The 23,277-nt window shown below is 48.7% G+C and carries 26 protein-coding genes; all 26 read right to left on the bottom strand.

Features of this window, described 5'->3' with window-relative positions:
* Positions 1–3 precede the first annotated feature (3 nt).
* Positions 4–432 (bottom strand): hypothetical protein, encoded by a 429-nt coding sequence (locus V8I28_RS02790; protein WP_341778584.1) that lies wholly within the window; start codon positions 430–432, stop codon positions 4–6.
* Positions 433–535: 103 nt separating this feature from the next.
* On the bottom strand, positions 536–997 hold the full coding sequence (locus V8I28_RS02795) for a hypothetical protein (protein ID WP_341778585.1): 462 nt from the start codon (positions 995–997) through the stop codon (positions 536–538).
* A 12-nt stretch (positions 998–1,009) separates the two neighbouring features.
* Complete coding sequence (locus tag V8I28_RS02800) at positions 1,010–2,311, bottom strand: pyocin knob domain-containing protein (protein WP_341778586.1); 1,302 nt, start codon at positions 2,309–2,311, stop codon at positions 1,010–1,012.
* 4 nt (positions 2,312–2,315) lie between these two features.
* Positions 2,316–2,882 (bottom strand): hypothetical protein, encoded by a 567-nt coding sequence (locus V8I28_RS02805; RefSeq protein ID WP_341778587.1) that lies wholly within the window; start codon positions 2,880–2,882, stop codon positions 2,316–2,318.
* 22 nt (positions 2,883–2,904) lie between these two features.
* Positions 2,905–4,071 (bottom strand): baseplate J/gp47 family protein, encoded by a 1,167-nt coding sequence (locus V8I28_RS02810; protein WP_341778588.1) that lies wholly within the window; start codon positions 4,069–4,071, stop codon positions 2,905–2,907.
* Positions 4,064–4,432 (bottom strand): hypothetical protein, encoded by a 369-nt coding sequence (locus V8I28_RS02815; RefSeq protein WP_341778589.1) that lies wholly within the window; start codon positions 4,430–4,432, stop codon positions 4,064–4,066. The genes V8I28_RS02810 and V8I28_RS02815 overlap by 8 nt, the downstream gene beginning before the upstream one ends.
* Positions 4,432–4,782, bottom strand: a complete 351-nt coding sequence (locus V8I28_RS02820; RefSeq protein WP_341778590.1) for a hypothetical protein — start codon at positions 4,780–4,782, stop codon at positions 4,432–4,434. Before V8I28_RS02820 ends, V8I28_RS02815 begins: the two co-directional genes overlap by 1 nt.
* Entirely contained in the window at positions 4,782–5,642 is an 861-nt protein-coding gene (locus V8I28_RS02825; RefSeq protein ID WP_341778591.1) for a hypothetical protein, read from the bottom strand. The genes V8I28_RS02820 and V8I28_RS02825 overlap by 1 nt, the downstream gene beginning before the upstream one ends.
* On the bottom strand, positions 5,642–6,019 hold the full coding sequence (locus V8I28_RS02830; protein ID WP_341778592.1) for a phage baseplate plug family protein: 378 nt from the start codon (positions 6,017–6,019) through the stop codon (positions 5,642–5,644). Before V8I28_RS02830 ends, V8I28_RS02825 begins: the two co-directional genes overlap by 1 nt.
* A gap of 13 nt (positions 6,020–6,032) precedes the next feature.
* On the bottom strand, positions 6,033–7,187 hold the full coding sequence (locus V8I28_RS02835) for a LysM peptidoglycan-binding domain-containing protein (protein ID WP_341778593.1): 1,155 nt from the start codon (positions 7,185–7,187) through the stop codon (positions 6,033–6,035).
* A gap of 11 nt (positions 7,188–7,198) precedes the next feature.
* Positions 7,199–11,785: a phage tail tape measure protein gene (locus V8I28_RS02840; RefSeq protein ID WP_341778594.1), complete on the bottom strand. Its 4,587-nt coding sequence runs from the start codon at positions 11,783–11,785 to the stop codon at positions 7,199–7,201.
* A gap of 221 nt (positions 11,786–12,006) precedes the next feature.
* On the bottom strand, positions 12,007–12,684 hold the full coding sequence (locus V8I28_RS02845; RefSeq protein WP_341778595.1) for a hypothetical protein: 678 nt from the start codon (positions 12,682–12,684) through the stop codon (positions 12,007–12,009).
* Between the two features lie 68 nt (positions 12,685–12,752).
* Complete coding sequence (locus V8I28_RS02850; protein ID WP_341778596.1) at positions 12,753–13,217, bottom strand: hypothetical protein; 465 nt, start codon at positions 13,215–13,217, stop codon at positions 12,753–12,755.
* A gap of 15 nt (positions 13,218–13,232) precedes the next feature.
* Entirely contained in the window at positions 13,233–14,396 is a 1,164-nt protein-coding gene (locus V8I28_RS02855; protein WP_341778597.1) for a hypothetical protein, read from the bottom strand.
* Between the two features lie 2 nt (positions 14,397–14,398).
* Positions 14,399–14,887 carry a phage neck terminator protein gene (locus V8I28_RS02860; RefSeq protein WP_341778598.1) on the bottom strand — a complete coding sequence of 163 codons (489 nt, stop codon included), beginning with the start codon at positions 14,885–14,887 and terminating at the stop codon, positions 14,399–14,401.
* On the bottom strand, positions 14,871–15,254 hold the full coding sequence (locus V8I28_RS02865) for a hypothetical protein (RefSeq protein WP_341778599.1): 384 nt from the start codon (positions 15,252–15,254) through the stop codon (positions 14,871–14,873). The genes V8I28_RS02860 and V8I28_RS02865 overlap by 17 nt, the downstream gene beginning before the upstream one ends.
* Positions 15,255–15,272: 18 nt before the next feature.
* Positions 15,273–15,554, bottom strand: coding sequence for a hypothetical protein (locus V8I28_RS02870; RefSeq protein ID WP_341778600.1), 282 nt, complete (start codon positions 15,552–15,554; stop codon positions 15,273–15,275).
* The gene (locus V8I28_RS02875) at positions 15,554–16,066 is read right to left on the bottom strand and encodes a hypothetical protein (RefSeq protein WP_341778601.1); all 513 of its coding nucleotides are present in this window, start codon (positions 16,064–16,066) and stop codon (positions 15,554–15,556) included. Before V8I28_RS02875 ends, V8I28_RS02870 begins: the two co-directional genes overlap by 1 nt.
* Positions 16,059–16,388 carry a DUF4054 domain-containing protein gene (locus V8I28_RS02880; RefSeq protein WP_341778602.1) on the bottom strand — a complete coding sequence of 110 codons (330 nt, stop codon included), beginning with the start codon at positions 16,386–16,388 and terminating at the stop codon, positions 16,059–16,061. The genes V8I28_RS02875 and V8I28_RS02880 overlap by 8 nt, the downstream gene beginning before the upstream one ends.
* A 183-nt stretch (positions 16,389–16,571) precedes the next feature.
* Entirely contained in the window at positions 16,572–17,597 is a 1,026-nt protein-coding gene (locus V8I28_RS02890; protein WP_341778603.1) for a phage capsid protein, read from the bottom strand.
* A 3-nt stretch (positions 17,598–17,600) separates the two neighbouring features.
* Positions 17,601–18,188: a DUF4355 domain-containing protein gene (locus V8I28_RS02895; protein ID WP_341778604.1), complete on the bottom strand. Its 588-nt coding sequence runs from the start codon at positions 18,186–18,188 to the stop codon at positions 17,601–17,603.
* A 128-nt stretch (positions 18,189–18,316) separates the two neighbouring features.
* Complete coding sequence (locus V8I28_RS02900; protein WP_341778605.1) at positions 18,317–19,282, bottom strand: hypothetical protein; 966 nt, start codon at positions 19,280–19,282, stop codon at positions 18,317–18,319.
* Positions 19,212–20,921, bottom strand: a complete 1,710-nt coding sequence (locus V8I28_RS02905) for a phage portal protein (RefSeq protein ID WP_341778606.1) — start codon at positions 20,919–20,921, stop codon at positions 19,212–19,214. The genes V8I28_RS02900 and V8I28_RS02905 overlap by 71 nt, the downstream gene beginning before the upstream one ends.
* A gap of 15 nt (positions 20,922–20,936) precedes the next feature.
* Entirely contained in the window at positions 20,937–22,226 is a 1,290-nt protein-coding gene (locus tag V8I28_RS02910; protein WP_341778607.1) for a PBSX family phage terminase large subunit, read from the bottom strand.
* Positions 22,210–22,737, bottom strand: coding sequence for a terminase small subunit (locus V8I28_RS02915; RefSeq protein WP_341778608.1), 528 nt, complete (start codon positions 22,735–22,737; stop codon positions 22,210–22,212). Before V8I28_RS02915 ends, V8I28_RS02910 begins: the two co-directional genes overlap by 17 nt.
* Before the next feature lie 238 nt (positions 22,738–22,975).
* Positions 22,976–23,277: DNA adenine methylase (locus tag V8I28_RS02920; RefSeq protein WP_341778609.1), on the bottom strand; the 302-nt coding region annotated here is incomplete at its 5' end.

A 23,277-nucleotide genomic window follows, 5' to 3' on the forward strand; every position in this document is an offset into this window, starting at 1 on the left:
CTCCTAAACTTTTTTGATGATAATTTCAGTAGGATACATGCTGGGAAATCCCACATAGTCTTCACTGGTTTTCTCTTGGCCAAAGAATACACCACCGACTTGATTATCAGACAGGGTGGTGATCGTAGTACTCGATAATACAATGACAGGATGTTCAACCGTAATACCACTCGTAGTTACTAATGCTTGGGCATTCTTGCTTGTCTTCCCTCCGTCACTAAAGGACACAAATTGAATCCCAGGCAGAGCTTTAAGGGTTAAGGTGCCTTGATTCGCGGCAAACCCGAAGAGCTGTAGGACCGTATCACTTTTGAAGCGGTAAAAAAGGATCCCACCATTAGTGGGATAAATCTGCCAACCATCGCTATTAAACTGTACCTGGCCATTTATGATGCTCCCATGAACCTCTTTCCCGTTGATAATGCTACCCACGACAATCACCTCCACAGAGAGGTAAAAACCAGTGGTTTAGCGGGGCTTTACCCCCCCCCCCCATCATAAATGGTGTTAATCTTTTCAATCATATCCGTTCCTCCTAAATATATGAAGTTCCGATGGTTAATGGATTTGCCGAAATAGAATTTTTATATCCCGCCGATTCAGTAAAGAGAATAGTCATAATATTTCCGGAAGTGTTTGGATTGTAGAAATACAATTTTCCATCTTTTAAAGAAGCGAAAAGTGCAACCCCGACACCTGCACTCTGAGCCCCAAACCCCGAAAACGCAGTTAGGCTTGTACCATAGCTATTTGAACCCCACTTTGTATCAGTAAATTTATAACCATTTGGTGGACTAAGAACTAGCGTTGGTGAATTAGCGCTTGTACTGATGCTTGCTGATAATACCCCTGAAATTCCTGCCGTCCCATTATTGTTATCTTTAAAAAACACTTGCCCGGTAACCCCGCTCGGTAGTTTCAGTGGTCGCCACCCGTCTGTCTCATACTGGATTTGACCGTTAATGATGGACCCATTTGCAGTTTTTCCATTTATCATCTAATCCCTCCTTCACCAGCGGCAATCCACATAAGGATGGGCTTTAGAATACGTCATGGCCTCATCATACGAATTGAACCACTTAATGGGATAGAATCGGTCACCAGCTGAACTTTGTAAGTTACCATCTGGAATCTTGACCGTGCCTACCGTATTTCCGGCATCATTTCGTTTAATAGCGTAGACATCATTGGCAGGCGTATAAGTCTGGCCATTCACCGTAATGGTGCCATTACCGTTATCATGAACTACTTTACTATCATCAGCAAAGGTAACCCAAGAAGAAAACACAACACCTACTACGGAATGCCAGCTTCTTATTGCTAACATACTGTTATTAGTGTTATAGGCAATTTGAACACCGTTAAACTGTGATATTCGAATAATCTGATAAATTGTCCAATTATCAGAGTTAGGAGCTGTATTCAAACCATTTGGTACTTGAAAGAATCCAGCAGTCTTCATGGTATTTAAGTCTGTCCCAGATGGCTGAGAAATGATTGACGAGTGCAATACTTTACTATCATCAGCTGGTGTGTAGCCAATTTTATCTTGCTTGGCATTAACTTCTTCTATTCCTGCTACATCACTAGCAGGTTTACGCATATCTGAAACGTTAACCTTTGTGCTCAATCCATTGTTTAAACCGGTGGCCACATCTTTCGTCGTGGCATACGCGTTCCCCTTGCCGTCCGTGGCGCCCCCTGCGAGCGTCTGCGACTTGGCGAAGGTGTTGGCCGCATCGGTCGTCGCGATGTTCTTGGGCAGCTTGCTGGCAAAGTCGTCGTCGGTGACAAATTTGGCGTCGACTTCCGCCTTCGTGTAGTAGTTTTTCATGGTACCCTCAAATACTTGCTGAGTCACCATATTAGCAGGATCAACCACTACAACGACGTTAGAAGCCTTACCCACAGTGGTATTAATTCCAAAACCCAGATAGGAACCATCAGCATCTTTGTGGACAAAGACAGGATCCTGTAGCACGGTGACTCCATACAGGACTTCCGCCCCGTCGTCATCCTTGGCATACAGACCGGCTGACCGCATCTCGTAGTCTGCTGGCGCCTTGGTCTGATCCACATCAATTTGGACGTGGACCGTGGTGTCATCGATGACCTGCACGTCCGTCACTTGGCCGTCTTGCTGGACGTCGTCCAATACTGTCAGCTTAGCGAGCACATCGTCGGTGTCCTTGAAGTGGTCAGCCGTACTGATGGACGCCCGCGTAAATTCAATTTTTGTTTGACCAGCACGAATCCGCGCTTCAAGCGCAAATCCCGCGTCGGTCATGATGGTTCGTGAGCTATCTGCCATCTCTTTAAGCCTCCTCTTCTTGTGGCACTGTCATTTTTGACTGGATTACTTGCGTCTTGCGGGTCGCCATGCCGTAGTACAGCTTAGTCCGGGCGACCTTCTGAAATTGCACGCTAGCTACCCGGACACCCGCGACAACCGACCCCCGAATCCGACTCAGCACCATGGCTTCCTTGCGCTGTGAGTCGATATACTCAGCGGGGATGTTGGTGACCTCAATAGCATTTGGTTCGTCCTTGACCGGCGTCACGTTGATTTCGGAGTAATTTGCCCCAAGCGACTCAGCAATCAGTTTGATAATGCTGTTATACGAACCATCGACCTGTCGTTGAAGCTGCTTGGTCCGAATCATGAACCGATAAAAGTCGTCGTCAAAGCCATTACGGGCAACTCCCCAGTCAGTCCCAATCTTATCGAGCCAACCACCTTTAGCATTCGTGATATCACGCCACAGGTTGATTTGATCGACCAGTTCTTGCAGACTGACCATGTCATCGGCCAGAATCGACAGAAGCTTAGCGTTATTACTATCGGCGGCGTTGTTCAAAGCAGCCGGATACTCGTTCAGCATGTCTGTGAGGTCATAGTGACCATTACTGTCCATCGACGCTCACCTCAATTCCGTCATCAAGCGCAGTAGCAGTCTCAAACTCACTGAGCTGGATATCTGACGTAGCTAGCTTGTCCTTAGAGCGTCCAATTGTGGCGGTAGCTGACGTTACCCCGGCCACATTATAGATGGCCTGAAACAGCTTCGTATAGATGATGGTTCCACCCATATCCACACTACTTACATAGCTCTCAATACCAGATTTGATATTGGCTGGGCCATTAAGCTGGTCAAAGGTGTCATCCGTCTTGATAGCGATTGATGCAAGCAAGTGGAGTTGAGTAGCCGTATCAAAAAAGACATCGTGGATATGGCCCCCGATGTCCTCTGCTTTTACTGTTAAGCTTCCTACCGTTTGAATTCCAGCCCCAATATTATCAAGGATAGCCTCACCAACTGACTGCTGTTGACCACCTAAGACATAGATATGAAGCGACTTAGGCGGGTTCCCTTGCTCGTCTACTTCATTGGTCAAGTTCTCGATGATTTTCACACGTTTGACCCCAGTAACGTTATATAGCGCAGTGTACATGCCATAAAGGGTTGGCCCCGGTTGAGACGAAATTTGATAGTTAATTCGTGCACGCAAAAAAGTGTCAGATTCGACTGACATTCCCCCACTAGCGGCATTAACGTTGGTGACTGCAGTAACTTCTTCCACGTCATCTACACGGACTGTAATCAGTCCTGCTGCTACGTTGCTGGCTTCACCCATCTCCTCAGCGTTCGCCCAACCAGTACCACGTCCGACACCAGTGCCATCATCTTCCAGCACTACATCATCATAGAGGTCAAAGTTGATGCCGTCTTCGGTCCCGTAAGTCATTGGAGCCGTGATGGTGTACCCCGGCGTCCCTTCAAATGACAATTCGACGGTAGCTTGCTGTGCTGGATTGCGATGTAGGCCGAAATTGCTGGCCAACCGGTCCAGACTGACCCCAGTTGCGTCGTCAATAAATGCATTGTGATAGGCGCCATCTACATCTTGGTAGAGAATACTTTGGAACCACGCAAACAGCCGCAGATTGATTCCCAGCCATGAATTGGGGTCAGTGTGGACGTCTTCACCAAACTCGGATTTAGCACGTTCCTCCATGGCATTAAGTAACTCATCACTGTCCGGAACCGTCATTCCCTTGTCATCAATCATCTAGGCTCACCCCCGTTTCCAAAGTTCCTGCGGTATCATCATTCTTTACAAATTCAACTTTGACATCGACATTACGGTCCTCGTCTGGTTTTCCAACTTGAACCGAAGTAACTGTGGCCACTCGCGGCTCTTGCTCCATGATTGCGTCCGAGATGTCAGTCGCCAAATATTCAGTACTGATATTTTTCCCGTACATATTATCGGTGCTGATGCCGAGTTCCTCGGCCGGTTCAAACTCGGATAGACGGGATTGAATGATAATCTTAACCGCTTGCGCTAGCTCGTCGTCACCACTGACAGTTAAGATGTCGCCATTATCAAGCTGAAAATCCCCGGTTTCATCAAGTTCAGCATCTTGCATTAAATCACCCCCAGAACAACGGCATCATTGAGATCATGCTTGCGGTCACTTGCCTTGACGAAAGTTCCTGAGCCAGTGAAGTTATCCATATCACCGTCAACAAACACGAGCAAGACCGTATCACCGGCAGAAAGACCAGAACGGGCGCTCTTCACGACTTGGGCATCGTGGATCATGCCTAGCTTGTCCCCGTCACTGTCTAGTCCCAGTGGCTGCACGTCAGCCTTATGACTAGAACTGCTATACGAAACGATCCGAGCCCACTTAGCGACGTTGATGTCTTCCTGCAAAGCTCCAAATAACTGCTGCAGGACGTCGTGGAAAGCGGCCTCCGTATTCTTATTGGCCATTAGGCATACACCTCCGATGTCGTCGTGAAACTAGAATCATCGCAGACATGTTGTCCTGACTGGACTCGTTTGGTACCACTGAAATACGAATTATCAACTTGAATAAGAGAACCCACATTGATCTGGTGAAAGAGCAGCGTCTGGATCTCAACGGTCGGTTTTGAATCATCGTCTTGGTTGTAGGTTGGATAAGCGATTAGGCCAGTACCACCATGCTTTCCGGGTTGTTTCATCGTGAGATACAGATGCTCGTTATGGCCGTCAGCTTTGCTCAGATCATCAACGGTCAAGACTCCACGACACCGATAGGCACGCGATCCGCCCAGCTTAGCCAACTTTTTGATAGTCGTCACGGGATTGCCAGACGCCGTGTAGCCACTCTTACAAGCAGCCTTAGGCTTTGCCAGCTTGACCTTCCCAAGCGTGATACCTGCCTTCTTAGCCACTCTGCGAATTACAGTAGACACTCGCGTGCCAGGAGCGAAAGACATGTTGACCTTCTTCTTGGTCTTAGCGTCGACACCTTCCTTGAAAGTAAAAGAGAATGTCGAGTTGGTCCCGTCGCTAGTGATAGTTGGTGTTCCAGTGATAAATCCTTGAGTTAGAAGTCCAACCCCTGACTCAGCGTATCCAGCAAACAGCTTGACCTTGCAGCCCTTTTTGAATTCCTTTTGATGGGACCGACTTAAGTTCATGATCGCCGCGTTACAAGTCTGTGCTGTCGTCGAATCGCTGAAAGGAACCGTGAAAGTAATACCGAATGCATGAGTGACGGTCTGATGGTAGTAGAACTTGTAGGTTTCGTTCTTAGTCTCAAGCCAGAGTTCGACTCTACGACCGTATAGATACTTAGCGCTCACTAGTCATCATCTCCTTCGTCAACCACAATCGGTGCCGGGATATCCGTCCCGTCAGGGTCCACATCATCTTCATACAGGAAGACTGTCTTCATAAACTCGTCAATTCCGCAGTATGTGGAAACGCCAGACTCATCCATTGGTACTAGTGGCGTTGCTGGCAGCCGGTCATCATAGATGTTGGCCCACAGCTCACGATTGATTACTAGCTTCTCGCCACGACATAGAAGTTCTCCGTTCTCGTCAGCGATATCGACAGTGAAGTAGTCCCCCTCATCGTTGTAGTAGAAGGTGAATTCAAATGTCTCACCTTCGATATCGTATTCGAACGTTTCTGGCACACTTGCGACGTCTACCGGAACATAGTCACGTAAGGCCATTGGCTACACCTCCTCACTTAACACGTAGCTTTTTAGGGTACTTACCGGTCTTCTTGCTAGGGTACATCGTGACCTTCTCGGAGCCATTCCACTTGCGCAATTGCGTGACTGTGGTGTGGTACTTTTTGGCCAATCCCCAGTAAGTCATGCCGTACTTAACACGGATCAAAGTTTTCTTGGATTTTTTCGTCCCGGACTTTGACTTCTTACCGCTGTTTTTCTTCTTACGTTTTTTCTTGGTCACGACTGTAGCCTTATAGGCAAATTGAAATGTGATCGAAATCTGGACGCCACCTTTATAGGGAGCGTCCAGAGTTTTTTCCAAATTAGTGATAAATAAGTGCTTGTAGTAGATGTGGTTGAATCCCGATTTGACGTAATTTGACTTGTACACAAGCTCCGTTCCGTCAAACTGCCACTTACGTAGGTTGGCAAACTGCTGCTGGACTGTCTTCTTAGTAAGACCGGCACCCGAAACATCATTTACCTTTCCTGCCCATATCCGGTCAGTTTTACCTTGGTCAAACAACCAGCCGGTGACGGTGATTGTCTTACCGGTACGCCGTACGTGGTCAACCACAGGATCATCCCGGTCGATTGGGTAAGTAGTAGCCTCAGATTCGTTAGATTCAGCCTCAGTGCTGGCAAACAAAAACACCTCCAAACCAGTCATCGAGTTAGTTGCATGGATGCTGGCATGGGGCGCAAGGAATCGTGCATAGTTTTCCTTACTCTCCACGTCAATGCGCTTCATGGCGGTCTTATGTCGGGCCGCCTCATAGTCCGTCTTGGACTTTTTGGCCTTACTCAAAGCCGTTTTGGCCTTGCTTACTGACTTAGTAGCATTTTTTGCCTTGCTCTTGAAATTCTTGCTGTTGAGCTTAGTTTTTGCCTTAGAAACAGAACTTTTGAGTTTAGTAATTTCTTTCTGCTGTGAATTTGACAGCGGCTTAGCCTTAGCCCGCTTGACCCACTTGCCACCCTTCTGATAGTAATTGACGCCCTTATTGAGAGCGTCAATTTTTTTCTGACTATCTGAGACAGTGGCTGACAGGCTGGCTTTCTGACTTACGATCGCGCTGTTCTTCTTGGAAGCAGCCGATAGCTTCGACTTGGCCTTGGAGATTTTAGCCTCCTCAGCTCGCCATTGCTTTGTATACACGGTCATTTGCACCCCTCCTATCCGAATTCATTGCCGAGTTCGTTCGTGAACAGGTTTACCAGCACGTTCTTGACTTCCTTAGCCACTGCCTTAGGCATGCCCTTATCGGTGCCACCTTGAACGTTGACGGTCAAATTGACTGTGACGTTGGGCGTTGACTTGGACCCTCGTAGCATTGACTTAGTCTCGTGGTTGTTGTGGATATGAGTACCTGAATCGAATGTTGCCAGCTCTGGCCCATTCTCACCAACCATGACAGGCTGATTCGCTGGTGGATTTCCACCAGTCTTGTACCAGCCGTGAGCATGTCGGAAACCAATAGCTTTACCGATTGAGCCATAGCGGCTCTTGATATAGCCCTTGTACCACTTCAACTGGGTAATCGGATTAGTACGCCAGTCAGACCCAGCAGACGCCATCTTAGACGCTGGCAAGGACTGTGGTAACCCATAAGCACCCGAAGAGTTACGGGCCTTAGGATTCCAGCCAGATTCAGCTGAGATAATTTCGTTAGTAGCAGGCCACCATGATTCTGGAATACCCGCTTGCTGTAGCCAGTGCTTATGACTTCCCGAAGGTGCCGCACTAGCCCCAGAACCGGAGTCATCCTCAGTCAGTGGTGTGATGTGCTTGGTAATCCAAGGAAGTACACCAGCAGTCTTCAACTGCTTAGTCACAAACTTTTGAAGACCTGAACTGGCAGCTTTTTTCAATCCTGCTGTCCCAGATGACTTGCCGTGCATCTTAGTGATATCCAGCCATCCACGAGTAGACGAACCACCATGGTCAAAGACCGACCCCTTAGCTAATCCAACGTGGACGTGGCTACCAGAGCCAGCGCCGTTGAGTTTTCCAAGTGTAGCAATCTTCTGGCCGGTTCGAACGACATCACCAACGGCGACCTTGATGTTACTCATGGTCCCAAATTCTTGGTAGATTTGCTGGAATCCGTCACTACTTACCAGGCGAATGATGTCACCTAGCTGGCTGTATGGCCATCCGTGTCCAGGGCGCCCAATTTGAGCAACTTTCCCACCGTGCATGGCCAGAATAGCCGACCCCAGTGAGCCACTGAAGTCGTTCCCATCATGAGAGCCAAATGATCTTGAAGCTCCGAAACCGTTAGTCTTAGCAAGCCCCGGATTGTGACGCCAAGCACCACCACCGGCACCACCACTACTTTGTGCCGCATCGTTCATGGCACTCCACGCAGCCGCGTTCCAAGTAATCCCCTTGCTGTTGGCTGCCTTCTTGCTCAGCGAGCTGACTCCTGAACCCAGTTGCGAACTAGGATTGTCCTTAGCATGATTAGTGAAGTCATTCTTCCAAGCATCGTCAGGCTTGGAAGAGTTCTTCTCAATCAACGATAGGAGCTTCTGGTTTGAGACCCCGGTACCTTTAGCGAAGTGTGGTAGATATGGCTTAGCTTGCTCAACTTGGGAGCCGTTAAGGACTTGGTCACCCTTCTTCAAAGGAGTAAGGACATCCTGGCCTTCAGGCTTAAGCAAGGTATCACCACGAGCAACCAGTTCTTGCCGCGGTCCCGATTTGGCATCGTTAAGCACAGCCATTTGGTCACTGCCGATTGGCCCTTTAGAACCAGCCGCATAGTGAATTGGTTTCAGCACCGATTTGTTCCCACCAAATTGAGACATAGTTGAGTTGATACCCGAGATACCGCCATTAAGTGAACTGATTGCGCCACCCATCGCCTTGTGAGCATAGGGCTTCAATCGACCCATGATGTCGCCAAAGTCGCTAGTAGTAGCCTTAGCAGCTGAGTTCATCCCCTTGTGGAGCTGAGTCATTTGCTTCTGACTACCCTTTTGCATTTGGTCATAGTCTTGGATCGTATTGCGGCGCACCTTGCTAGTTTGCTTGTTAGAGTCCTTGACGATGGACTTCCATCCGCTAGAACTCTTAGAGTTAAATTTTGAAATCGACTTATTGGCCTTGGAAGTTGACTTAGAGTAGCTAGACGTAATGTCCTTACCAATCTTCTTGGTCGATTGCTTGGTTTTTCTTTCAGTTGACGAAAGAGTATCAAACTTTTTGCGCTTTGATCCCAACTCAGAAGCCGGACTGGTGCCCTTCTTAGCGCCGTTCTTCGTTCCCTCCGCGTAGCCAGGTAGCCTCTTACTATAAGTACCATAGGCCATCTTAGTAGCGTCAGAGTGGTTGTAAATGTGGTCTCCTGGCTTGGTTTGAAACAGTTGGGCACCATTCTTCCCAATCATCCGGAAAGAATGACCTCGCTGTAGAACTTCGAAACCGTTTTCACCAACCATAGACATTCCGGATTTAGTAATCAGGCCACCATTAGCATGGCCTCCGAAGCCGGTATTTAGCTTAGGAGCAGATCTAAACGTTTTCTTAGACTTTTTCTTTTTCTTCGATCCCTTCAACATTCCCGACGGGTTTAAGAACCCATTGGCGCCCTCGTTAGTGTTGTTATTAGGGACCTCAGCCCACGCGCCATTACCTAAGTAGTATCTGTCGCGGGAACTGTGTGTTTTGTCAGCAGTCTTCTTGACGGCGTTAGAGCCCTTCTTTTCCAGGCTCTCGACAGAATCCGCTATTGCACCACCGATATATGATCCGATGAGTGCACCAGCTGGACCGCCTAAGTAAGCACCAATTGCGCCACCAACAGTATCTCCGCCTAGTTTCCAAGCAGCTTTGCCGCCTTTCTTGCTAGTAATCCCGTTCAGAAATACTTTTGACCCGTCGTTGGCAAACTTATCGGCCAATCCAATCCAAGCGATGTTATCAACGGCATCTGCAAAGAATCCGCCGCCTAGCTTACCAGCTTTGCGGCCCGCACCTCTAAGTTTCGAAGCGAAGGTTGTACCTGACTTTCTGAAGCTGGAGGAAGTCTTAGCATTAATCGCACTACCAGTTTTGTGACCAATCTTGGCAGCCTTCGAATAATTATACTGTGTAGCTGTGTTCCCAACCTTACGACCAGTCTTACGTGCGCCTTTGTACATCCAATTGCTGGCTTCTTGACCGGTCTCCTTGCAGATCTTCTTGCTAGCAGCCTCGGTTGATCGATTACTTTCAAATCCTCCTTGGCCGCCAGAACCACCATTTACGATGACTTGCTGGGCGAGAATCTGCATTCGTCCTAACCGTGTCGATGTTGGTGTCTGACTTACCGGGAACCGACCTTTAGGCGTCGCTTTGGCCCCTGGAGCTGCGTTTCTTGCTTGTGAACGCAGTACACCAGTTCCGCTGAAGCGACTCATAGCCCTCCACGTTCCACCAACTAGCCCATGTAATGTCCGGAAGTTCTTGATCAGGATTCCAGTTACGGTCATAACCGGAGAGAACGCCGCAATGCCAACTGCCGCATAGGTAGTCAGCTTCTTCTGGCTGTTGCTTAAGTTGTCGAACCACTTAGTAAGGCCGGACACATTCTTCAGCATCTTATTCGCAACAGGGAGTAACCGGCCACCCATGACAGTGGCGACGTTAATGATGTTTTGCTTGAAGATCTTCCACTGCTGCAAAGTAGTCTTCATGTTTTTGTTAGCAAGTTGGGTGATGTAGTTCTTCTTCGGAGCTTTATCAACCTGCTTTTCAAGATCCTTCAGGTTATTAGCATTTTGGGCGAGCAGCATCGCCGACGTTTGCCCAGTAGTACCAAACATCTTGTGGAAGAAGTTGAACTTTTGATTCGAACTCATACCCTTCATGCGCTTATTAAGCGTTTGGAAGATGTCTGACAGGTTCTTCAACTGGCCCTTACTATTTAGTAAGTCCTTAGGAGAAAGACCGATAGACGACAAGGCAGGCACACCACTCTTTGCCCCTGGAGCGGCTAAGGAGTTGTATACCTTACGTAAACCAGTACCGGCAATTGTAGCCTCTTGCCCGTTGTTGGAGAGTTCCCCAAGGGCAGCAGCCACATGACCGACAGACTGGTTAGCGGTCCGACCGGTAGCCCCGACATAGGTCATCCCATAGCCAAGATCCTTGAAATTGGTGGCAGTGAGATCGGCGGCGTACGCCATTTCGTTGACAACCTTGTTAGTATTTCGGGTCATCCGAGCTGTATTCTGAGACCGCAAGCCAAAGGCTTCCAGAGCTGACGTGGAGTTCTTCACGACGTCCGAATAATCATCTCCGGAGGCAATGGCCCCTTTAATCAGTGTTTTTTGAGCCGCCAGCGCTTGGCTAGACGTGTAACCACGCCGGACAAGCTCTTCGTATCCTTTACCAATCTCTTTTTGGGAAACGCCATATTTATTGGAGATACCGAGCGATTGCTGTTGCATTCGCTTGACGTTTCGCGTCGCTTCCGTAGCTTTTTCGCCGCCAGTGACCAGCAAGTTATTAATGACCTTGTACTGGTTTTGAAGCTTGGAAGCCTGGGAGACACCATACATAAGTGCGCCGCCCATTGCGGCCGACATTACCTTGGTCTTCTGGCCAACAGCCAGCATGCCATTCCCGACTTTGACCAGTCGTTGGTTCATGCGCCCAAACGACGTGTCACTCCGTCGGTCAGCCGTGTCAAACTGCTTCATAAGCTGGTGATAGCCAGCACTATTGACTCGCCATGCCATTTGGATATAAGCCGAACGTGCAGCGTCTGCCATGGTGTCACCCCTTTCCTGAGATTAGTTTGTAGATCTTGTTCATGAGCATGTCGGCCTTTTCACCTTCGATTCGTTCAGCCACTGAGTTGATGATTTGCAAGTCACCCATACTCATTGCTTCCGCTTCCTCTAGAGTGCAAAGACCGGCTTGAACTGGCCGATAGTAGCCGACAACTTTGTCGACCGCTTTGTCCCGAAGCTGTTTGTTATCAAGGTAAGGATTAGCGAAACATCTGATCCATGAAGTCACTGACCTTCTGCATATCCATATAAATATTTGTGTCTAAGGCCCATTGATATAGCATGTCGTTACCTTTACTGATGATTTCCGCATACCCGTTATGATGGTCAAAGTATTCCAACCCATGGACGTCTTTGTTTTCTACGATGTTTTGCAGAATTCCTGTGTTATATTCCATGCCAAGTACCCGTCCGAACGCGTCAGTCGCTTGGTCTCGCATTTGAAGCATGGTCAATACCCCGGGGAAAGTAAGCCGATAGACATGCTTGGTACCATCATCATCGGTGACTTCAACAGTGTCATTCTTGTGATTTTCGGGAACCTTTTCGTCAAAGTAAGACCAGTCCATATCAGGGTCCGTGATAACCAGATCCATAAAGTTCTGGAAAAGTACTGAGTCCATCGTTTGGCCTTGTTGACTTAGTGCGGGGTCATACACCCGTTGCTGAGCCATTACGGTCCCAGGAAAGACAAGTGTCACCTTAGTGCCGTCATCGAATTCGATTGTTTCGGCCTTAGATGCCTTGCTAGTTGGGATAACCGTCTTCTTTGTTTCCTTGCGCTTCCGAGTCGTCTTCTTAGGTGCTTCCTTTTTGGTTTCAGTAGCCGCTACCTCTGCCATTTCTTTTACTTCTGTTTCATTAGTTTGTTCAGCCATATTGAACAACCTCCTAATTTTATTTGTGAAAAAGAGCGGCCAGGGAGTCGGACCCCAGTCGCTTGGTGTTACATGTCTTCAGCGTTCTTAATTTCGTAGTCCAGAATAGTGATGGTGAAGGCCCGTGTTGGGAAGTCCTTACCATCGGCCACTTCTGGGGCTTGCGTAATTACACAGTGGTCACCACCGACGTATTCAACTCCGTCATTCTTGTGGAGTGAGAACACTTCACCGGAATTGTAAAGGTCGATTAGTAGCCCAGCTGACGGTGAGCCATATTGCATGGTTGCCGTTGCGCTCCCCAAAGAGTTAGCGTTCTCCGACATACCAACTGATCCTTGTGGATCTGACATCGAAGTCACTTTCGCTTCACTTTGCTGGAAGGAGATCATGTCCCCGTCTTGGAAGTTAGCAAGCATGTACGTTGAGCCGTCTTGCCGAACTAAGGGGTATTTGACCTCTTTGGCCCGGTACATAGCCGCGGTACGTCCGTTCCCCATCGTCAGTGAAGAACCTTCGTTATAATTTTCCATTTATCGTTCCCCCCCTTAGACCAATGAGTTTTGCGTGATACCAACATTGATGTGGTTAATCGCGTTAGAAGGCTGGTAATCAAAAAAGGCACCGTTGTAGATACGATCAACGATGTCTTGCGTTTTGAGTTCAGTCCGCTGCTTAACAGTGACATCGAAAATTCCGGTACCTGAGTCGTTGGTATCGACAATCTTCTGAGCCACACCTTGGTTCAGGATATTCCGCAATACTTGCTGAATCTTAGCGATACCATCCTTATCGAACGTAAGCTTCCCAGCCGTGTTCAGCAGGTTTTGAAGTTGTGTTTGGGTCGTCGACTTAATCCAATCCATACCATGAATCGTGTCGATGTAATCCAGTGCAGGGTTACGGTCAGTAGTCTGGTTACTGTTAGCACCCTTCGTGACATAGGCGATATATCCATTGTCTGCAATCTTGTTAAGCTCAGTGATAGGCAGCTCTTCTGGAGTCACGTCAACCAAGTCAGATACAAACTTCCAGCTGATTGAGCCAACGGTGTAAGAACCGCCTTGGCCAACAAGTGCAGCAGCGTATTCATCACTGTTTGAGCTGTAAAAGGCCCAAGTTCGATGGAACGCCTTGAATGGGCTCTCGACCGTGTAGTCAGTTACTTGAGGGAAGAATAAATGGAACCCTTTCCCGTCATAGCCACCCTTTTCAATCAGAGTTGCCAAGTCTAAAGCATCTGCAGCATCATATTCTGGCATGAGAGCGAACTCCCAGCTGTTGTAGAAGTAATCAGCTGCTGCCTTTGCCACACCAGTCAAACTTGCAAAGTCGATGCCTTCGCTTGCAGTACTGGTCGGTTCAGACTCGGTTACCGTAGCCCCATCGCTAGTTGGAGTCGTCTTCAAGTCTGCCGGGGTTGGTGCCACTGCTGACATCTTCCCTGTGTTGTCCTTGACGTAAGTCGTGACCGCGACAAGTTCTGGTGCGTTCTTTTGTTCGAAGATGACGTAAGCCGCGTTATAGGCTGGTGAACCCATAGGCTGGTCAGCCATCAATGCGTCCAGATTCGTGTATTCCTTATAGCCTTCTGCTTCGCCCTTCACGAACAAGTTAGGGTTAGACAGCCCCACAGATGGTTGTGGGTGGTCGATGTCGATGGTGACGTTGACGTCGGTCGTTTTAGGAATAATGATTCCTGAATTTGCCATTGTTAAGCCTCCTTATTATTTTTGGGTAAATTAAAACCGTTGAGGCTAAGTGAGTCGATAGTCTCAACGGCATCTTCAAATTGGTCTTGCACTCTTAGGTGGATATCAAAACCAACTCGGTGTTGCTCCTGCACAGCAAAACTGGCATCTCTTGAACTGGCGTCAGTCTCATCAATGAGGTAGATACCAGCGTCGTCCAGCTTAAAAGTGGCGGCTTGCGTTCTAAGCGACTTAGCGGCGGATTGAGCTGTATTGAGCGCTTCAAATACGTCTTCGGCGTAAGCGTCGATTGACCAGCTTGACTCGAAAATTTCATGGTCCACAACGTCTACGGAAACTGGAGTGTAGGGGTTAAGCGGTTCATAACTAAGAAACGGGTATCCCGGTTGCTTGCCTGCAAATGAGGCTTCAACAACTGGACTACCCGTCGCTTGTTTGATTATAGCAATAATGGGTCTCATCATTTCCCGATAATCATAAGTTCCGCTCACGTTTTACCGCCTCCAATCCATATACCGTGAATCCAGCAAAGTCACTATAGTCAGTCAGACTAGTCGTCTTGTATCGCACGTCAGGCTGGCTAACTTTCGACACATACGACCCGTCTGGAACTCCATTGTGCTGTGAGTACCAGTACGCCTGATATACGGTGACAGAACCGCCGCCCGCGGCCGTTAAGAGTGCTTGCTGGCTTGTATTAAGGCCAGCCGGGATAAGTGGCTCGTGGACTGTGTACGGCACAGTAGTGACTGGCATCAACTGCCCTAAGTCATTAATCTTTGGCTGTGTCATGTCACTCGATGGCTCTACTTTCAGTTCTACTGCTTCAGCTCCTAAAATATCCGAAACATCTTCCACTGCTATCCCTCCTCTCTACTAGGCTGTGGGTTCATCTTCGGTGATGGTCGCACCGTCAGCCGTTGGCGTAACCTTCAAATTAGCCGGCGTCGGTGCTTGCTGTTTTGGGACAGTCCACCCTTCGACCGGAACACGGCCAGATTCAGTTAAGAGCCCATCAGGGTCGACATTCGTAGCTTCATAGTCGCCCGTGGCCACCACAGTACCAGCTGCTAAGCCAGTAATATCGGCAGTGGTCTTGACGCCAGTGAATGCCGCAGTGGATTCACCTTTTTTGTAAATAGTTAAATTTAATGCCATTAAAATTCACCTCTTTTCACCGTTCGATAATGGATGCTGCTACGCAACTTGCCTGTGTCTTCCAAGGGGTCATCTTTCCCCTTGACGGCAACAGTCAGTGGCGCGTTAGCTGGTGATTTCTTTGCCCTGATACTTTTCTTAATTTCGGCACGCATCAGCCTGCCAGTCCTTCCAATGACTTGGTTGGCCGTCATTTTGCCGTCGATGATGGCTTTCACACCCTTAGTCGTGACTTCTTGCCACTCCTTGTTGTGAGCATCAAACGTCGACCGCAGGAAAGAACGGGCGGGAATGTCCACCTCTTTGAGACGGTAAAAAGTACCCTTGGGTCCCGGAATCACCAGATATGGGCCGTTTTTCGCTCTGATGTGGCAGCCATATTCGTTGACTACCGCGATCATTTGGATATGCTCATCATCGGACGGCAAAATTCCCGCGATAACTGCACGATTAGACATCTTGTCAATTTCTTTCTTGATGTCGGGCAGACGATTATAGACATCCTTAATCAACCGACCACGCCCTTCCTCGTGAATTATTGAGGCCATATAGGTCTAGCAAGTCTTCATACTGCTTAAGGAAGCGGTCCTTGTAAGTCGGCTGGAACTTGGTCTTACTGATGGGGCCAATTTGATAGGATTGAACCCCGTCGGCCTGTGTAAGCTCCTCCGTGAGCAAGTGACAGGCGTACAGGCGAATGGCTCGATCTTGTACAGTCCTTGGTAGTCCTGTATGCGAGACCACCTCTTGGGCGTCTTCAAGTTCAAGCTGAACCAAGTCATCATCGACTTCACTGAATCGCGGTAGCCTCTTAATTGTTGCAACTTCAACCATCGGATCACCCCTATTCTGCTGGCACTAATGCAAGCAAGTCAGCCTTGGCGGTTACGCCGGTGTGACTAATGCTGTGGGCATCTAACCAAGCCGTTATTTGAGCCACAGTCTGGCCGTCGGTTGGCTTGGTAGCCCCACTAGCGTCAAACTCATTTGTGGTGTCGCCATCGCTAGAAGATGGCGCTACGCTTTTGGGCTCGTTACCTTAGGCGTGTTGATAGTTGGCACAATGAAGCTAGGGTCGACTTTGAAACCATACTTGACGATACCTAGCTTGCGAGGGTCGTTCGCGACCTTGAAAGCAGCCTTGCCATCAATGATGGCTTGACGATAGGCCGAAATGTCACTCACAACTGAGGTGTCAATCGTGGTCCCATTAACTTGCATAGCGGTCACACGCTTTTGGATGATGGCCTCTTGACCACCGTTTTTGTACTCGTCACGGTCAACTACAAGGCCATTTGCTGGCGTAGCAGTGGCATATGCCATAGCACCCGGAGCAAACGCGTATGCAGCAGTCGTCCCATCAGCAGCCACTGGAATATCGTCATCTTGGACGATTTGCAGGCCGTTGTATGATGCGAATGCCAGTCCACCATCGGAAGGCTGGATGTCATCAATCAGGTTTTGTTTGCGCAATTCGAAGTAAGCACTGGAATTCATAGCCAGCTTAACCAGCTTAGGATTTGCCAGATCACCCATGCGAGCGAGCGCTGCAAGGAAGTTTCCGGCCGAAAGTTCCGCTTCGTTACCGACTCCGAAACTCTTAGCCGTTGCGATATCAGCGTTAGCAAAGGTAGCGTCTGCCACTTGGAGCAAGCGCTTAGTGTCTTGACGTACCCACCATGCGGCAAACCGACTAGTGATTTGTGTGAGCACCGGTGCGCCGGTTACGAGTTGACCGAAGTCAGTGGCAGAGTATGCCTTATTTTCGAACAGCTTCATGGCCTCATTTGATCCAGTCATCAGTGATTCAGTAGTGATGTCGGCAGAGTCGCTCCATTCTTCGGCCTCACCAGTCAAGTCATTGATGTAAGGCAGTTGGACGGTCCGACCTGGAGACAGTAAGCGTGCTCCTAAGATTGGATCATTGCCTAGAATCCCTGATTGGATGAAGGCATTGGTATTGCTGACTTGCTCTTGCACATAGTCAAGGAAGACTGTGGGCTCAATCAAGTCAGATAATTTGGTTGTAGATGTAATTGCCATTGGTTACCCCTCCTGTTTTAATTGGAAATACTTGTCCTTATCTTCGCGATAGAGCGCCGTCCGTTCGTCGTACGTCATGTCTTTGAACTTCTTGGTGACCGTCACTTTAGGCTTAGGCCCCTCACCAGCACCGGGAGTCTTGCCACCCTTGGCCTTGTCGAGTGTCTTCTTGTGAACTTCGTCGTTAAACGTGTCCATAAAGGATTCGACATTGGCTTCGCGCTTGGTTGCGTCAGTGTCAGCCAGCAAGTCAGCAAACTTAGTTGGCAATCCCTTGTCAGCTAGTAATGCCTTGGTAGCCGTTAGAGCGTCGCGCTTATCCAAAGCCGCTGCCTTAGCAGCAACCTTCTGTTCGCGTTCCTTGATGGCTTCCTCGGCACGTTCCTGAGCTGATAACGTGGCGTCCCGCTTGGTTTTATCCACGGCCTGTTGGATTAAGTCAGGTAGGCTAGACTTCTTGAAATCTTCAACCGCCTTCTCGGCCTGTTCCTTAGCTGCCGCGGCTAATTGAGCACGAGTAAACGTCTTTTCATTTTTGCCGTCGTTTCCTGCTGCTGGGTCCTGTGTCTGTTTGTTCTTGTCTTCACTCATCGCGAATTCCTCCTCTTAACGTCCTGTGGACGAATTAACTTCTACGTGTCATAACGGATCAGCTGTTCTTTAACGCCCGCCGCCGAAAAAAGGGCACAAAAAAGCCGCCGTTAGGCGACTCGTTGGTATTAAGCTGTCTTCCAATCGAAACTTGATTCATCATGTGGAATAATCGAGCATCGACAATTAGGATGGGCCGGGATATCAGGCACCTCACTGAGCTTGTATGGGCCCTGTTCGGCCAAGTCCGCACAGATAGGGCAAGCCCCTGGCTCGTTGACGACATCGACTCTTTCGACGCCATTTAACTTGTAAATTTCCTTGTTTACCTCAGTGACTGCCCGAGCAGACTCAGTTCTAATGAGTCGCTGAGCTACGTAGTCCATCGAATCAACCTCGCGAGACACTGATCCAGCCTTAGCAGCCTCACTGATATCGGGGAAGAGTCGTTTATTCAAGTCCTCAATACTGATACCACTGGTCAAGTGCTGAGTGACCACGTTTTGAACCTTGCGGGTGAACTCATCACTCTTTTGCCACAATCTTGGCGACCACCGCTGTGACGCGTCTTCGAAACTATCTTCGACGTGGTCGTGGTAGATTTTCCGTTTCAACGCGTGGATTTTGTTGACTTCGTCCTGGTTGGCCTTCGCGTAATTTAGCAGGCCAGTCTTGACCGCCATCGTGTCGTCCACGTCTTTTTTGATACGGCTGACGATTTCTACTGCTGTCTTGGCAGTAGCCATAACCAACTGGACGCCCAGAATGCTCATAATCAGATAGTTACGGTTGATTCCAGCCGTCGCCGCGTAGTACTTGATACGGGTCTCAGCATCGCTCGTCAAAGTACTGGTATCAATTGAGTCAATGGCTTGCTTCCACTGTCTCATATCCCAGCGATTGACCTGTTGAGTGACGTCACTAACCGTGAGACCATTCTCATCGGCATACCGTACATAAAAAGCCGTCAGATTGTCTCTGATGGCTTTTAGTGCCTCTTGGTAGAAGTTATCGAGTTGATGGTTACTCGTCTCGTCCCGCGCCAGTAGCAGGCTTATTTGGGCCCTCTCCTGTGCTTGAGTTATCATCGCCATTGCTATCACCCACCTTAGTCTTGTCCTTGTCGGCAAGTGCCTGAGCCGCGATAGTTTGAGCCTCCTGTTGATTGGCCTTCGACTGTTCCTTCATACGTGAGTCTTCCTGCTCAGCTGGTACACCAGTGACGTATTCGGCACGCTCTTGGATAGTCATGTCACTAATGGAGCCTGTATCCTTGAGTGCCTTAAGGTTGGCGATAATCTCGGAGTCATTCTTAGGGAGGTTAAGCGTGAAAGTAGGCTGGAACGCCTCCATCACGTCTTCACTCGGCAACTCACTAATGGCGGCCCAGTAGTTTCCAAGTAACCGCAAGCGTCGCATGAGACCCTTGATGTACAGCGCCTCTTGGGTGGCAATCTCTTGGTCACTCCCCCACAGTTTGTAACTCATAGCGGCCCCGGTAGCTTGGCCGGAGAAGCTCTCGTCACTCATATCAGGGGTGTTAGTGTCCTTGTGCATATCTTTCATAAGTTGGTCGATATAGGTCTGCCACCCCGCTGGGTCCAGTGACTTCGTGAGGTATTGCGCAGTCGAGTTGATGACTGTCGTCCCACCGTTCCCGTTTTCGATAACGCGAGGTTTAAGGAACATGATTTGCTTCTTGGGGTCAATCTTAGTGACACGTACCAGCGGGTTGCCATCTTCGTCGTATAGCTGGTTACCCTCAATGTCCGTGATAGTTTCCTTTTCCTCAGTCTCAACATCCCCAGATACAACGAGGATCGAGTTACCCAAGTCTTCCTCGGAATTGGCCATCTCAGACAGTGCCTTGTCATAGCTGTCAATCGTGTCTAGCTTGGACTCCCAGGCTCCCATGCGATTGTCATTGAGACTGAACTCAGTCATCGGAACCTTGCCAAACCGGTGTGTCTCGACCTCGCCCACGGCTGACAGACCCCCATTAGGATTGACGTCCGACTTGAAGTGATAGATATGATCGTCCGTATAGACGTCCACATAAAAGTGCTGCTGTTCCCGGAAATCCTCGAGGTAGTATCGCACGGCAAATAGGCTGTGCTGGTCGACTGACGTGTCATACACAACAAACGCGTTAGACGGGTCAACCGCCTTGATGGCTGGCGAGTTGGTTTCCTCACGAATATAAGTCAGCTCGTAGGCACGCCCCGTAATTGCAAGGTTCGTACCCATGGCCTTCTCGTGATAGTCCTCATCCGTAGTAGAGTTGAAGTCCTTCAGTAAGTCGGTGATGACCTGTTCCTCGGCATCGTCAACCCGGCTGTTGTCGTACCCCCACTTGATCGGATTACCATACTGGTATCCCACCCGGATATTTGTGATATAGCGCGGTAAACCGCTCGCAATGCGATTGTCAGCGCGGTTAGGTGCCTTGTCGCTCGCCCAATAGTGGATATCATTATCACCGGAGTAATAGCGCTCTAACGTGATAATACGGGGAACTTGGTAGGTATAATGTTGCGTGATGAAGTATTGAACCAGCTTACCAATTTCAGCCTGGTCATCCTTGATTGATTTCCACTCGTCGACCGGCATCCGATACACCTTGTTGGCGTCGAAATTGAACCGTGACCCATCCAACATGGCCACCTTACCGTGCGTAGGATATGGACTGGGCAAGCTGTTAGCGAATGCCATTTTGTCATTAGTATTTTCCAAGTAGATTCACCTCCTTTATGCCAAACCTAAGTTCTTAAGTACTTGTGCCTGCTCGCGACGGTTGTGTGGCTGCTGACGTTCTTGCATGAACTGATAAGTTGCAATCGCATAGCGCATCGCGTCCATCGTATGGTCTGACTCCTTGACCGGTTCACCAGTGGTTTCATTCCACACGTACTGATAGATTTCGTCCAAGAATTGTTGGCCCTTGATTCCTTCTCTTGACACAAAAAAAGCACCCTGCTTCATCAATTTAGCAACGTGCTCTATCCCTGTCAGTACTGACTTATAGCCATAATTACAATTTATTTTTTCTCTCTTAAACCGTGCAACGTGTTCTGGGCGGGCCGAGTCAGCATAGAAAGGGACGTTGTGACCATAACGTTCCTGTATACTCTTGGCAATCCTAACCCAGTAGTCAATTTCCTCATACTGCTTAGTATGCTCTTCGAGCAAATACCAGTTACCGTCACGGTCAAATCCCATGACTACGACACTACCAGCATGCTCGTAACCCCAGTCGACCCCACATATAATTGTGAGACGGTCGGGAATGTCTTGACTTGGCACAACCATTTTGCGCTCGTCAAAGTCGCGATACACGACACCCTCGCCAGATACCCATAGGCCAAGGATTGAACGGTCATAAAACATGCCGGTAGGTGTGGTTTCCTTGAGTGATGTGACGTAATCAGGATCCAGCCGTGTGTTGTCATCCAACACGAAATGGTTAGATATGATAGTGTCTGAGTCGTTAGGGTTGTCGATATATTTTGTCTTCAACCAATGGTTAGGAACGTCTGGATTGGTATCACAGACAACGCGCGCCCCTTCCACGGAACAACGCTGACGTATTTCAGTGAATACCTCCTCGTTAGCAAGCGAAGCTTCATTCACGTACGCCCCTGTTGACGTCATACCACGAACGGCCCCTAATCCAGCGATAGAGCCAGTAAACGCTTGCACCACGGTAACTGGCGGCAATCCATTGAATTTGACTTGAAAGCTATTGTGCTTGTCAAACTTAAACTCCAACCCAAAAGTGTTGGCAATTTCAGTCAGAACATTATTGTAGATAGACTTACTTGAGACACCAGCAAGGATATACAGTGGGTGCGCCATGTCTTTGTTCTGTGCGACCATAGCGGCGTGTCTCAACTCAAACAGGAAGACGAAGTTATCGACATAGGTTTTGCCTGCCCGGACTGCGCCGTAGTTGACCATCAACTTCCACTTAGGATTTAGAAGTTCCTGCTGCAGGACTTCGATTTGTTTCGGCGTGAACAACTTATTTAGTTTTGTCATCCTGCACCCCACCTTCAATCAATCCAAGCAGCTTATCCATCGCCTTCATTTGACTATCCGTGTCATTATTAGCAGCTGCGGCCTTGCCTTCAGCGATATCAGCCTCAGCGTTGAGCTTGCGTAATTGCGCGTTAAGCAGCTTGTCGTCATTAGGGTATCGCTTGAGGATCTCTTTGACAGCCGATATCTTAGTCTTCAAATCGGCCGCCTTTTCCTCTTGCTCAACAGACCCATCTAACGTAGCCACAAACACCGTTTCAGTCTCTTCCCCTCTAGCAATACGGGTAAGCAACTCAACGGCCTCACGGGCACCCATGAGACGCTTGTCGGCTATCTCTTGCATACGTTTGTCGATGTACAATTTAATGTCAGGTTTTGTCAGGTTTTCCTGGCCAACAGATCGTGCCGTTCGTGCCTTGTATCCCGCATTACGTGCGGCCTCCGCGGCGTTACCAGACTTGATGTACTCATCAGCAAACTTCCGCTGCTTTGGTGTCAATTTCCGTCGCATTACATATCACCTACACCTCCATCATGAGTTTTGCCTTAATTTTTCTTCCTCCAAACGCGAGTAACCTGCCGATATGGCTTAGGTTCCTTACGCCGTCTAGGCTTCCATCTACCGTCCTTAAGCTCGTTCTCAAGGTGACCCAAACAGACGGCCTCTGTGCGGCTGACAAGGCCAAATTTACTTGTAATCATTTTGGCCATGCCGGCCACCTCCTAATCAGTTACTTCCAACACAGATATCACTTCACTACTTTCAACAGCAACTCATCTCTACGCTTGCCTGTTGCCGAAAAGTTTTGCTTATTGCCAAAATTAAAAGCCACATCGGTATGAGGTAGCTTTGTGTATTCACTAATATAAATTTCTTTAGCTGGGCATTCATGTAGATACCAATTCTCGAATGCTTTATGGTCGAATCCGTCATAATCATGCTGAGTCCCAACGTATGGTGGATCACAATAAACAACGTCATCAGTATCGATGACTAGTTCGCGATAGTCATTTACGGAATATTGCAGTCGCTGCAGTCGCTCCAGTTGTT

The organism is Levilactobacillus sp. HBUAS70063 (assembly GCF_038374745.1).
GTDB lineage: Bacteria > Bacillota > Bacilli > Lactobacillales > Lactobacillaceae > Levilactobacillus.